Source organism: Kitasatospora sp. NPDC056184 (assembly GCF_042268405.1).
Lineage (GTDB): Bacteria > Actinomycetota > Actinomycetes > Streptomycetales > Streptomycetaceae > Kitasatospora.
On sequence record NZ_JBHJUI010000011.1, the window covers coordinates 111690 to 123527 of the forward strand.

The 11838-nt window shown below is 72.2% G+C and carries 12 protein-coding genes; 8 read left to right on the forward strand and 4 right to left on the reverse strand.

What is annotated here, in order from left to right:
- Positions 1-191: 191 nt before the first annotated feature.
- Positions 192-1133: a heme o synthase gene (locus ACFC0B_RS22485; protein ID WP_376088412.1), complete on the forward strand. Its 942-nt coding sequence runs from the start codon at positions 192-194 to the stop codon at positions 1131-1133.
- A gap of 75 nt (positions 1134-1208) precedes the next feature.
- Here the strand turns inward: ACFC0B_RS22485 and ACFC0B_RS22490 are convergent, their stop codons facing one another.
- A complete protein-coding gene (locus tag ACFC0B_RS22490) occupies positions 1209-1850 on the reverse strand; it encodes a DUF2461 domain-containing protein (protein WP_376088415.1) in 642 nt (213 codons plus the stop codon).
- Between the two features lie 72 nt (positions 1851-1922).
- On the opposite strand from ACFC0B_RS22490, the gene ACFC0B_RS22495 reads away from it, so the two are divergent.
- Positions 1923-2261 (forward strand): hypothetical protein, encoded by a 339-nt coding sequence (locus ACFC0B_RS22495; RefSeq protein WP_376088418.1) that lies wholly within the window; start codon positions 1923-1925, stop codon positions 2259-2261.
- A gap of 72 nt (positions 2262-2333) precedes the next feature.
- Here the strand turns inward: ACFC0B_RS22495 and ACFC0B_RS22500 are convergent, their stop codons facing one another.
- The gene (locus ACFC0B_RS22500) at positions 2334-3320 is read right to left on the reverse strand and encodes a heme A synthase (RefSeq protein WP_376088421.1); all 987 of its coding nucleotides are present in this window, start codon (positions 3318-3320) and stop codon (positions 2334-2336) included.
- A gap of 246 nt (positions 3321-3566) precedes the next feature.
- Between ACFC0B_RS22500 and ACFC0B_RS22505 the strand changes: the two genes are divergently transcribed.
- Together ACFC0B_RS22505 and ACFC0B_RS22510 are read left to right on the forward strand one after the other, a co-directional pair.
- The gene (locus tag ACFC0B_RS22505; RefSeq protein WP_376088424.1) at positions 3567-4940 is read left to right on the forward strand and encodes a choice-of-anchor A family protein; all 1374 of its coding nucleotides are present in this window, start codon (positions 3567-3569) and stop codon (positions 4938-4940) included.
- A gap of 322 nt (positions 4941-5262) precedes the next feature.
- On the forward strand, positions 5263-5982 hold the full coding sequence (locus ACFC0B_RS22510; protein WP_376088427.1) for an LAETG motif-containing sortase-dependent surface protein: 720 nt from the start codon (positions 5263-5265) through the stop codon (positions 5980-5982).
- An 84-nt stretch (positions 5983-6066) separates the two neighbouring features.
- Here ACFC0B_RS22510 and ACFC0B_RS22515 read toward each other — a convergent pair whose 3' ends face one another.
- Positions 6067-6846 (reverse strand): ABC transporter permease, encoded by a 780-nt coding sequence (locus ACFC0B_RS22515; protein WP_376088430.1) that lies wholly within the window; start codon positions 6844-6846, stop codon positions 6067-6069.
- Positions 6843-7769, reverse strand: a complete 927-nt coding sequence (locus ACFC0B_RS22520; protein WP_376088434.1) for an ABC transporter ATP-binding protein — start codon at positions 7767-7769, stop codon at positions 6843-6845. Before ACFC0B_RS22520 ends, ACFC0B_RS22515 begins: the two co-directional genes overlap by 4 nt.
- 164 nt (positions 7770-7933) lie before the next feature.
- On the opposite strand from ACFC0B_RS22520, the gene ACFC0B_RS22525 reads away from it, so the two are divergent.
- The 4 genes from ACFC0B_RS22525 to ACFC0B_RS22540 are packed head-to-tail and all read left to right on the forward strand — an operon-like array spanning position 7934 to position 11833.
- Entirely contained in the window at positions 7934-8779 is an 846-nt protein-coding gene (locus ACFC0B_RS22525) for a helix-turn-helix transcriptional regulator (protein WP_376088437.1), read from the forward strand.
- 8 nt (positions 8780-8787) lie between these two features.
- Complete coding sequence (gene sufB / locus ACFC0B_RS22530) at positions 8788-10203, forward strand: Fe-S cluster assembly protein SufB (RefSeq protein WP_376088440.1); 1416 nt, start codon at positions 8788-8790, stop codon at positions 10201-10203.
- A gap of 59 nt (positions 10204-10262) precedes the next feature.
- Positions 10263-11510 carry a Fe-S cluster assembly protein SufD gene (sufD, locus tag ACFC0B_RS22535; RefSeq protein WP_376088443.1) on the forward strand — a complete coding sequence of 416 codons (1248 nt, stop codon included), beginning with the start codon at positions 10263-10265 and terminating at the stop codon, positions 11508-11510.
- A 5-nt stretch (positions 11511-11515) separates the two neighbouring features.
- On the forward strand, positions 11516-11833 hold the full coding sequence (locus ACFC0B_RS22540) for a non-heme iron oxygenase ferredoxin subunit (protein WP_030308000.1): 318 nt from the start codon (positions 11516-11518) through the stop codon (positions 11831-11833).
- Positions 11834-11838 lie beyond the last annotated feature (5 nt).

The window sequence follows — 11838 nt, forward strand, 5'->3', positions numbered from 1 at the left end:
CGCCGCGGCAACGTTCCAGGTGGGGGCGGTGGGGGTTCACCCGGGGGTGTGCGTTCCGCCCCGCCGGGGCACCCCGGGGCCGGTGGGGAGATATGGAGCGTCTAAGGTGGCGTGGTACGCGCAGAGCGGACGATTCGGGAGACAACGTTCCGGTGGCCGCCTGTGAGGATTCATCTTCAGTTGGGGTGTTAGTGACCGCCGTCGAATCCCGTCCCGCCGGGGTCACCGGGGCGACGCCTGCGCACCGGCCGTTCGGGGCCCGTGTCGGCGCCTTCGTCGCACTGACCAAACCGCGGATCATCGAGCTGCTGCTGATCACCACGGTGCCGGTGATGTTCCTGGCGGAACGCGGTGTGCCGGACCTGCTGCTGGTGCTGAAGGTGGTCCTCGGCGGGTACCTCTCGGCGGGCGGCGCCAACGCCCTCAACATGTACATCGACCGCGACATCGACGCGGTGATGTCCCGGACCGAGCGCCGGCCGATCGTCACCGGCATGGTCTCGCCGCGCGAGGCGCTGGTGTTCGGCATCGCGCTCGGCGTCCTGTCGACGGTCTGGCTGGGCGTCCTGGTCAACTGGCTGTCCTCGGCGCTGGCGCTCGGCGCCCTCCTCTTCTACGTGTTCGTCTACACGCTGGGGCTCAAGCGGCGCACCGCGCAGAACATCGTCTGGGGCGGGATCGCCGGCTGCATGCCGGTCTTCGTCGGCTGGGCGGCCGTCACCAACACGGTCTCCTGGTCGGCGCTGGTGCTCTTCCTGGTGATCTTCTTCTGGACGCCGCCGCACTACTGGCCGCTGTCGATGAAGGTCCGCGAGGACTACGCCCGGGCCGGGGTGCCGATGCTGCCGGTGATCAAGGGCAACCTGGCGGTCGCCAAGCAGATCGTCGCCTACTCCTGGGTGATGGTGGCGGTCTCGCTGCTGCTGTGGCCGCTGGCCGACACCAGCTGGCTCTACCCGGTGGCGGCGGTGCTGCTCGGCGCGGCCTGGCTCAAGGAGGCGCACGCGCTGTACGGGCGGGCCAAGGCCGGGGTGGTGGGTGCCAAGCTCAAGGAGATGCGGCTGTTCCACTGGTCGATCACCTACCTGACGCTGCTGTTCGTGGTGATTGCGGTGGACCCGTTCGTGAAGTGAGTCCGCCGGCGCGGCGATGACCGCCGAGAAGGCCCCGGTCGATGCGACCGGGGCCTTCTCGCGTCCGCGGCCCCGCTACCGGGCGGGGAGCCCGGACGGGCCGACGTGGCCGTCCAGCCAGTCCTTGAGCGGCTGGGAGGCGTGCAGGAAGCCGGTGATCCGCTCGTAGGCGGCCCGGGTGCCCAGCCAGGGCTCGGGCGCCCACTCCTGCCAGGCGATCAGCCCCTTGTGGCGGAGCAGGGCGATCCGCGGATGGTCCTTGGGGTAGCCGCGCGGCGCGGACTTCAGCGAGTCCCGGCCGACCACCTCGGGGCCGGCCGCGCCGACCCGGGCCACCACCCGCTCCAGCTCCGCGCCGGAGACGTCCTCGGCGACCGCGGCGCGGTAGCGCTCCAGCTGGTCGGCGGCGAGCTGGTACAGCCCGTTGCCGCAGGCCAGGCCGTCGGCGGAGAGCTGGATGTAGCCGCCGGCCGTCAGATGGGCGCCGATGTGCGTCTTGTACGGGGACTTGTCGGCGCTGAACCGGACGTCGCGGTTCGGACGGAAGATCTTGCCCGGCCCGAACTCGGGTTCCAGCTCGGCCAGCAGCCGCTCCATGGGCTCCCGTACGGCGTGCTCGTACCGGCCCTTGTGGGACTGCCAGAAGGTCTTGGAGTTGTCGGCCTCGAGGTGCTCGTAGAAGTCGAGCGCCTCGGCCGGCCAGCCGTCGAAGGTCACCCTCCCAGTATGTGGCCCGGTGCACACGGCGCTCCCGTCGCCAGCTCCCCTACCGCTGGGTAGCATGCGGGCATGAGCAGCGCAGAGACCGCCACCACCGCCGCCCCGGACGCCCGCGCCGAGCGCCGCGCCAAGCGCATCGCCAAGCACCTGACCGCCTTCGCCGCCCAGCACGGCGGCAGCGCCGACGGCGTCGTCGAGTACGTCGGCTCGGTCGCCACCCGGATCGTGGTGGTCGGCGCCGACGGCACCTGGGGTGACCAGGTCGCGCCCAGCCACGCGATCGGCCGCCGCGCCGCCGAGCTGGCCGGCATCACGCTGCACGCCGACTTCGAGGGCGAGCTGGGCCTGAAGGTCAAGACCGGCGCCTACGAGTGGAAGCGCATGGCCGGCATCCAGCTCGGCGGCTGACCCCGCCCGGCGCGCGCACGCCGAAGGGCCCCGGTCGATGCGACCGGGGCCCTTCGGCGTGCGCGGGGGCCGTCAGGCGGCCGCGGGTTCGGGGGTGCGGGCCGCGGCCGGGGCGTCGGCGGGGGCGCCCTCGCGGGTGCGGAGGGCGAGGGGGATGCGCAGGGCGGCGATCCAGATCAGGGTGGCGCCGAGCATGTGGAGGCCGACCAGGATCTCGGGGACGTCGGTGAAGTACTGGGCGAAGCCGATCACGGCCTGGAGTAGCAGGCCGATCAGCAGCTCGCGGGCGCGGGCCTTGGCGGCCGGCGGCGCCTTGACGGCGGCGAACACGAAGATCACCGCGATCGAGAGGCCGATCGAGACGAAGGCCAGGTCGGCGTGGGCCTGGGCGAGGCGGTCGTAGTCCAGCGGGATGCGCGGGACCATCTTGTTGTCCTTGGGCGTGCCGGGGTGGTGGCCGGCGCCGGTGACCAGGGTGCCGGCGGCGACCAGCAGGCCGATCGCGACGACCAGGACCTGGCTGAGCCGCCTGATGGGCTCGGCCACCAGCGGGCGGGCCGGGCCGTCGCCCTCCTTGCTCCGCTCCCACATCAGGGTCGCGACCCAGACCAGGCCCATCGCGGCGATCAGGTGCAGGGCCACGGTGTAGGGGTTGAGACCGGTCAGCACGGTGATGCCGCCGAGCACGGCGTTGCTCATCACCAGCCAGAACTGGGCCCAGCCGAGCTTGGTCAGGCCGCGCCGTCGGGGCCGGGAGCAGCGCGCGGCGAGGATCGCCCAGCCGACGGCGGCGCTCAGCACGTAGGTGAGCATCCGGTTGGTGAACTCGACGACGCCGTGGAAGCCCATCTCGGCGGTCGGGGTGAGGCTCTCGTCGGTGCAGCGCGGCCAGGTGGTGCAGCCGAGGCCGGAGGCGGTGAGCCGGACGGCGCCGCCGGTCACGACGATCACCACGCTCATCACCAGCGCGGCGAACGCGGCGCGCTTGACCATGGCGGCGGAGGGCTGCCAGCGCTCGGCGAGCAGGGAGAAGGGGGTGGTGTTAGGCACGGCGTCCATGGTATGCGGCCTTACAGCCGATCTTGGGGCGGGGCGGGCGGTGCCGTTCGGGTTGAACCGGCGAGTCTTCCCGTGTCGACATAGCGGCAAACCCGTGGAACGTAAAGAGGGCGCAAAAAGGACTGTTCGGGCAACGCGGGCATTGGTCTTGACCAATCACCCGTTTGGCCGAAAGAGTGCGGTTTGGTCCATACCTTTTTCAGGTGGACCCCTCCCACCCCCCGCACGTAAGCGGAGAACCTGCACATGCGCATATCCGTTCCCGCCGCAGCGCTCGCGCTCGGTGGATCTCTCGTTCTGGCCGGGCTCGTCGCCCCGGCCGCCGCCCACGCCGCCGACCCGAACCAGTGCCTGAGCCTCGGGGTCGCCAACCTCTACGGTGAGTTCGTCGAGGGCGACGACACCCATACGCCGGACGCCGAGGGTGCGGTGGCGGTCGGCGGCAATGCCGACTTCACCGGCGGCTTCTCGGTCGGCCAGGAGCTGACCCCGGACCAGGTCAAGGCGCTGCCCGGCGGCAACGCGCTGGTCGTCGCGGGCAAGCTCTCCGGCGGCAACACCCAGGTGATGAAGGGCAACGGCGTCTACGGCTCGAAGTCCGCCGCCGACGTGATCCAGGCCCACCAGGGCGCCGTCGGCCAGGGCAGCTCGCCGATCGACTTCGCCGCCGAGTTCGCCAAGGCGCGCGCCGTCGCCACCACCCTGGCGGGGCTGCCGCAGACCGCCGGCGCCACGGTCGAGGCCAAGGGCAAGGAGCTCCACCTCACCAGCGGCGACGCCAAGTTCAACAGCTTCACGGTCTCCGCCGCCACCCTCCAGGGCGCCACCGACATCTTCGTGAAGGTGCCGGCCGGCGCGGTCACCGTGGTCACCGTGACCGGCTCGTCGTACGACCAGGCCGCCGCGAAGACCACCGGCTTCCACCTGTGGGACGAGGGCAAGAAGGCCTACGTCCTGGACGACAAGCTGCAGAGCGCGCACGGCGGCGCCGTCCGCTCCAAGCTGCTCTGGAACTTCCCGACCGCCACCAAGGTGGTCAAGAGCAGCACGGCCGCGTGGTCCGGCACCGTGCTGGCACCGAACGCCGCGTTCGACCTCGGCTCCGCGGCCCCGGTGAACGGCTCGGTCATCGTCAAGTCGCTGACCGGCAAGGGCGGTGCGGAGACGCACCACTACCCGTTCACCGGCTGCCTGCCGACCACCACGCCGCCCACCACGCCGCCGACCACCCCGGCCACCACCCCGCCGGTCGTGGTGCCGAGCACCACGCCGTCCGCGAGCACCACCCCGAGCACGCCGGGCGGCACCGGGACGCCGAGCACGCCGGCCACCCCGGGCACCCCCGGCGCGTCCGTGACGCCGGGCGGTTCGGGCAGCCCGTCCGCGCCGGGCTCCGCCAAGCCGTCCGCGGGCGCCTCGGCGAGCCCGTCGGCCTCCGGGGCGGCCGCCGCGCCGGGCGCCTCGGCGAGCCCGTCGGCCGAGGCCGACGCCGGGGGCGGTCTCGCCCACACCGGCTCGGGCCCGGTCGTGCCGCTGGCGATCGGCGGCGCGGTGGTCATCGCCGCCGGTGGCGCGCTGGTCGTGGTCGCGCGCCGGCGCAAGGCGGCCGGCCAGGCCTGACTCCACCGCGGGCCGATTCCGGACTGACCCGGATTGCCCGATCGGGCGCCCCCGGTGATCGCGAGCGATCACCGGGGGCCGCTCTTTTCGGCCACTGTGACAGAGTTCATTCCACGTTGGCCGAAGCGGTGTCGTCCGAGGCGGCGGGTGTGATGGGCTGCCGATGCACACGCGGATGCGGACGGATAGAGGAAATCCGGCCGCGCAGCGGGGTGTGGAGGGGTGCGGGAGTGCCGGTAGAGTCCCCCGGACAGTCGTAGCGGGCCACCGCTGTTCCACTCAACACGCCTGCTGCACCAGACCGTTCGGAGGGGACAACGAGATGGCTCGACAGCGGCGGCAGACAGTGGTCGGAAGCGGCGCGGCGATCGTGGGGACGGCGGCCGCCGCCGTCCTGCTGCCGGTGGCGCTGGCGACCAGCGCCTCGGCCCATGTGCCGGCCTGGCAGATCACCTGCGACAAGATCGTGGTCGACCTGACCAACTACAGTACCGAGACGGGCATCAAGAACGCCGTCAGCCTGAGCATCGACGGTGTGAAGCTGCTCGACCAGAAGGAGTTCGGCAAGGAGTTCCACCAGACCTTCCCGGTCGCGGCGCACAGCGCGCCGGTGGACGCCACCCTCGTGGTCACCACCACCGAGGACCCGAAGAACAGCGACTGGAACAAGACCGAGACCAAGACCATCCCGGTCTGCGCGACGCCGACGCCCACGCCGACGCCGACGCCCACGCCCACCCCGACCCCCACGCCGACCCCCACTCCGACGCCGACGCCGACGCCGACGCCCACGCCGACCCGTACGGTGACCCCGACCCCGACGCCGACGCCCACGCCCACCCGTACGGCGACGCCCACCCCGAGCCGCACGGTGACGCCGACCCCGACCGCGACGCCCACCCCGGTCGCGCCGGCGCTCGCGCAGACCGGTAGCAGCGACGCCACCCCGGTCATCGCGGCCGTCGGCGGCGGCGTGGTGCTGCTCGGCGGCGCGCTCCTGCTGCTCGCCCGCCGCCGCCGCGGCGACGGCACCGAGGGCTGATCCGGAGCACCCCGGACGGCGGACGACGACGGCCCCCGGCTCGGTGACCGAGCCGGGGGCCGCCGCGTCGGACGGGGCCGGCCGCTACTCCCAGCGGAAGAAGCGCGCCGCGGCCGCGAGCCCGGCCACCGCCCAGACGGCCAGGACGCCGAGGTCGGACCAGGGCGTCCCGGCACCGTTCTGCAGCACGGCGCGCAGGCCCTCCGAGAGCGCGGCGATCGGCAGCAGCTCCAGCACCGACTGCACGGCCGAGGGGAACCTGCCGAGCGGCACGACCACCCCGCCGGCCAGCAGCAGCAGGACGAACACCAGGTTGGCGGCGGCCAGCGTCGCCTCCGCGCGCAGCGTGCCGGCCATCAGCAGCCCGAGCCCGGAGAACGCGGCCGTGCCGAGCACCAGCAGCGCGGCGACGGCCAGCGGGTTGCCCTGCGGGGACCAGCCGAGGGCCAGCGCGATCACCGACAGCAGCGCCACCTGGAGCGCCTCGGTGACCAGCACGCAGCCGGTCTTCGCGGTGAGCAGCGCCCAGCGGGGGAGCGGGCTGGCGCCCAGCCGCTTCAGCACGCCGTAGCGGCGCTCGAAGCCGGTGGCGATCGCCTGGCCGGTGAACGCGGTGGACATCACCGCGAGCGCGAGCAGCCCCGGGGCGAGGAAGTCCACCCGCTTGCCGGGCCCCTCGACGGCGACGATGTCCACGGCGGAGAAGAGCACCAGCAGCACGGTCGGGATGACCACGGTGAGCAGCAGCTGTTCCCCGTTGCGCAGCAGCATCCGGGTCTCGAACGCGGTCTGGGCGAGCAGCATCCGGCCGACCGGCGCGGCACCGGGCCTCGGCGCGTAGTCGGCGTAGTCGGTGGTCGTCATGAACGCAGGTCCCGTCCGGTCAGGTCGAGGAAGACGTCTTCGAGGCTGTGGCGCTGCACCGAGAGCCGTTCGGGCAGGACCCCGCCGGCCGCGCACCAGGCGGTGACGGCGGCCAGCAGCTGCGGGTCGACCGGCGCCTCGACGCGGTAGCTGCCGGGGGAGGTCTCGGCGGCCGTGGCGCCCTCGGGCAGCTCCTTGAGCAGGGTGGCGAGGTCCAGCCCGGGCGGGCCGTCGAAGCGCACCGTGGACTCCGCGCCGCCGCGGCAGAGCTCGTCCGGGGTGCCCTCGGCGATCACCCGGCCGCGGTCCACGATCGCGACCCGGTCGGCGAGCTGCTCGGCCTCCTCCATGTGGTGGGTGGTGACCACCACGGTGACGCCGTCCCGGCGCAGGTCGCGGACCAGCTCCCAGGTGGCGCGGCGGGCCTGCGGGTCGAGGCCGGCGGTGGGCTCGTCCAGGAAGACCAGCTCGGGGCGGCCGACCACGGCCATCGCGAGGGCGAGCCGCTGCTGCTGGCCGCCGGAGAGCCGGCGGTAGGCGGTGCGGCCGCAGGAGCCGAGGCCGAGCCGCTCGACCAGCGCGTCGACGTCCAGCGGGTGGGCGTGCAGCCTGGCGGTGTGCCGGAGCATCTCGACGGCGCGGGCGCCCGCGTAGACGCCGCCGGACTGCAGCATCACGCCGATCCGGGGGCGCAGCTCGGCGCCCTGGGCGACCGGGTCGAGGCCGAGGACCCGGACGGTGCCGGCGTCGGGGCGGCGGTATCCCTCGCAGGTCTCGATGGTGGTGGTCTTGCCGGCGCCGTTGGGGCCGAGAACGGCGGTGACGGCGCCGCGCGCGATGCTGAGGTCGAGACCGTCCACCGCGGGCCTGTCCCCGTAGCGCTTGACCAGCCCGGTGATCTGGACCGCGGGTTCGGATTGCATACGGGTGAGTCTAAGAGGCCCCAACAGGCCGTTTGCACACTGGGCTTGATCACTTCATCCGCTGGTCAGGTAAGGCTTACCTGCGTGACAGATGCCACGAGTGAGGCCTGCATCACGGCTTGTCCTGCCGGAAGTAATTACGCAACACTGGTGTTGTGAAAAACATGCGCGAGCACCCCGCGGAGCAGGAGGCCGAGTCGGCCCCCGGCTGCGCCGTGCCCGCGACGGCGGCCGAGGTGCTGCTGGACGGCCACCGCGCCACCCGCGACCGGGTCGCCCGCTCGATCCTGGACCACGGCCCCTCCTCCGCCGCCGACCTGGCGAGCCGCCTCGGCCTCACCGCCGCCGCCGTCCGCCGTCACCTGGACGGACTGGCCGCCGCCGGCCTGGTCGAGTCCCGCGAGCAGCGGGTGTACGGCAGCCGCGGCCGGGGCCGCCCGGCCAAGGTCTTCGCCCTCACCGACGGCGGCCGCGACGCCTTCTACCAGGAGTACGACCAGCTCGCGGCCGACGCGCTGCGCTGGATCTCCGAGTCGGTGGGCGGCGGCAAGGCCGGCGAGGAGGCGGTCGCCGCCTTCGCCCGGGCCCGGTTCGGCCGCCAGGCGGAGAAGTACCTGGAGGCGCTGCGCTCCGCCGAGGAGGGGGAGCGCACCGAGGCACTCGCACAGGCACTGAGTGCCGCCGGGTACGCTGCCACGGTGCGGCGGGTCCCGTCGGCCGCGGCGAAGGCCCCGGCGGGCGCCCAGCTCTGCCAGCACCACTGCCCGGTCGCGCACATCGCCGAGCAGTTCCCGCAGCTGTGCGAGGCGGAGACCGAGGTCTTCTCCCAGCTGCTGGGCACCCATGTGCAACGGCTGGCCACCATCGCCCACGGCGACGGGGTCTGCACCACCTATGTGCCGGCACCCGGTGCCGCATCGTCGCCCGCCCTGCGCACCGCCGCGGGCCGGGACACCGGTGCCGCGCCGACTGCCGGTACGTCCACCGAAGATTCAGCGTCCGCGCGTTAGGAAGCCGCATGACTGACACCGTTTCGCACCCCGAGCTCGAAGGCCTCGGCACGTACGAGTACGGCTGGGCCGACCCGGACGTGGCCGGCGCCGCCGCCAAGCGCGGACTCAACGAGGGCGTCGTCCGCGACATCTCGGCCAAGAAGAACGAGTCCGAGTGGATGCTGAACCTGCGTCTCAAGGGCCTCAAGCTGTTCGGGAAGAAGCCCATGCCGACCTGGGGCTCCGACCTGTCCGGCATCGACTTCGACAACATCAAGTACTTCGTCCGCTCCACCGAGAAGCAGGCCGAGTCCTGGGAGGACCTGCCGGCGGACATCAAGGCGACGTACGACAAGCTCGGCATCCCGGAGGCGGAGAAGCAGCGCCTGGTCGCCGGCGTCGCCGCCCAGTACGAGTCCGAGGTCGTCTACCACCAGATCCGCGAGGACCTGGAGGAGCAGGGCGTCATCTTCCTGGACACCGACACCGCGCTGCGCGAGCACCCGGAGCTGTTCAAGGAGTACTTCGGCACCGTCATCCCGGCCGGCGACAACAAGTTCGCCGCGCTGAACACGGCGGTCTGGTCCGGCGGCTCCTTCATCTACGTGCCGAAGGGCGTGCGCGTCGACATCCCGCTCCAGGCCTACTTCCGGATCAACACCGAGAACATGGGCCAGTTCGAGCGGACGCTGATCATCGTCGACGAGGACGCCTACGTCCACTACGTCGAGGGCTGCACCGCGCCGATCTACTCCTCCGACTCGCTGCACTCGGCGGTCGTGGAGATCATCGTCAAGAAGGGCGGCCGCTGCCGCTACACGACCATCCAGAACTGGTCGAACAACGTCTACAACCTGGTCACCAAGCGCGCCGTGGCGTACGAGGGCGCGACCATGGAGTGGATCGACGGCAACATCGGCTCCAAGGTCACCATGAAGTACCCGGCCGTCTACCTGATGGGCGAGCACGCCAAGGGCGAGACCCTGTCCATCGCCTTCGCCGGTGAGGGCCAGCACCAGGACGCCGGCGCCAAGATGGTCCACATGGCGCCGAACACCTCCTCCAACATCGTCTCCAAGTCGGTGGCCCGGGGCGGTGGCCGCACCTCCTACCGCGGTCTGATCGAGATCGGCGAGGGCTCCAAGGGCGCCAAGTCCAACGTGCTCTGCGACGCGCTGCTGGTCGACACGATCTCGCGCTCGGACACCTACCCGTACGTGGACGTCCGCGAGGACGACGTGTCCATGGGCCACGAGGCCACCGTCTCCAAGGTCAGCGAGGACCAGCTCTTCTACCTGATGAGCCGCGGCATGACCGAGTTCGAGGCCATGGCGATGATCGTCCGCGGCTTCGTCGAGCCGATCGCGCGCGAGCTGCCGATGGAGTACGCGCTGGAGCTGAACCGGCTGATCGAGCTGCAGATGGAGGGCTCCGTCGGCTGACCCGCCGCCGCCCGCCGTCCATCGACATTTTTTTCAGGAAGAGAGCACAACGAACAGCCATGGCTGACACGCCTTTGAATGTCGCTGCGAACACCACCGGCTCCACCACCGCCGGCTCGATCGAGGTCGGCACCGCCGGCGCGGGCGCCCAGCTGGCCGGTCCCGGCACCGGCCGGGACCGCGTCCGGCAGCCGATCGACGCCCGCGTCGCGGTCGAGCCGTCCTACGACGTCGCGGACTTCCCGGTGCCCACCGGCCGCGAGGAGGACTGGCGGTTCACCCCGCTGCACCGCCTCGGCGGCCTGCACGACGGCACCGCGGCCGCGGCCGCGAAGGGCGAGGACAAGGTCGAGCTGAGCCTGCCCGAGGGCGTCACCGCCGAGACCGTCGGCCGTGACGACGCCCGCCTCGGCAAGGCCGGCAAGCCGGTCGACCGGGTCGCCGCGCAGGCGTTCAGCGCCTTCGAGCAGGCGCTCGTGGTCACCGTCCCCAAGGAGACGGTGCTCACCGAGCCGGTGCGGATCGACGTCCACGGCGAGGGCGGCACCCGCTTCGCCCACGTGGTCGTCGACGTCAAGCCGTTCGCCGAGGCCGTCGTGGTGCTGGGCCACACCGGCACCGGCACCCGGGCCGCCAACGTCGAGCTGCTGCTCGGCGACGGCGCCAAGCTCACCTTCGTCTCCGTCCAGGACTGGGACCGCGACGCGGTGCACGCCGCCCAGCAGACCGCGCTGATCGGCCGCGACGCCTCGCTGAAGTCCGTCGTCGTCACCTTCGGCGGCGACGTGGTCCGCCTGCACCCGCGGGTGAACTACGCGGCCCCCGGCGGCGAGGCCGAGCTGTTCGGCCTCTACTTCGCCGACGCCGGCCAGCACCTGGAGCACCGGCTGGTCATCGACCACGACACCCCGCACTGCCGCTCCAACGTCGTCTACAAGGGCGCGCTGCAGGGCCAGGACGCGCACGCCGTGTGGGTCGGCGACGTGCTGATCCGCGCCGCCGCCGAGGGCACCGACACCTACGAGCACAACCGCAACCTGGTGCTCACCGACGGCGCCCGGGTCGACTCCATCCCCAACCTGGAGATCGAGACCGGCGAGATCGTCGGCGCCGGCCACGCCTCCGCCACCGGCCGCTTCGACGACGAGCAGCTCTTCTACCTGCAGGCCCGCGGCATCCCGGCCGACGAGGCCCGTCGCCTGGTGGTGCGCGGCTTCTTCGCCGAGCTGGTCCAGCAGATCGGCGTCGCCGAGATCCAGGACCACCTCATGGCGAAGATCGAGGCCGAGCTGGAATCGGCGGTCTGAGCCCGATGAGCTTCCTTCGCGCCTGCGCGCTGAGCGAACTGGCCGAGGACGTGCCCAAGCGCGTCGACCTCAACGGCGTCCCGGTCGCCGTCGTCCGCACCGACGAGGGGGTGTTCGCGATCAACGACATCTGCTCGCACGCGAACGTCTCGCTCTCCGAGGGCGAGGTCGAGGACTGCATGATCGAGTGCTGGCTGCACGGCTCCAGCTTCGACCTGCGCTCCGGCAAGCCCTCCGGCCTGCCCGCCACCAGGCCGGTCGCTGTCTACCCCGTAAAGATCGAAGGGGACGATGTGCTCGTCTCCGTCAACCAGGAGTCCTGAGTACA

Coding starts and splice junctions, on each gene's coding strand:
- ACFC0B_RS22495 (WP_376088418.1), top strand. CDS start 1,923: ATGAGCAGCGCAGAGACCGCCACCACCGCCGCCCCGGACGCCCGCGCC.
- ACFC0B_RS22500 (WP_376088421.1), bottom strand. CDS start 3,320: ATGGACGCCGTGCCTAACACCACCCCCTTCTCCCTGCTCGCCGAGCGC.
- ACFC0B_RS22505 (WP_376088424.1), top strand. CDS start 3,567: ATGCGCATATCCGTTCCCGCCGCAGCGCTCGCGCTCGGTGGATCTCTC.
- ACFC0B_RS22510 (WP_376088427.1), top strand. CDS start 5,263: ATGGCTCGACAGCGGCGGCAGACAGTGGTCGGAAGCGGCGCGGCGATC.
- ACFC0B_RS22515 (WP_376088430.1), bottom strand. CDS start 6,846: ATGACGACCACCGACTACGCCGACTACGCGCCGAGGCCCGGTGCCGCG.
- ACFC0B_RS22520 (WP_376088434.1), bottom strand. CDS start 7,769: ATGCAATCCGAACCCGCGGTCCAGATCACCGGGCTGGTCAAGCGCTAC.
- ACFC0B_RS22525 (WP_376088437.1), top strand. CDS start 7,934: ATGCGCGAGCACCCCGCGGAGCAGGAGGCCGAGTCGGCCCCCGGCTGC.
- sufB (WP_376088440.1), top strand. CDS start 8,788: ATGACTGACACCGTTTCGCACCCCGAGCTCGAAGGCCTCGGCACGTAC.
- sufD (WP_376088443.1), top strand. CDS start 10,263: ATGGCTGACACGCCTTTGAATGTCGCTGCGAACACCACCGGCTCCACC.
- ACFC0B_RS22540 (WP_030308000.1), top strand. CDS start 11,516: ATGAGCTTCCTTCGCGCCTGCGCGCTGAGCGAACTGGCCGAGGACGTG.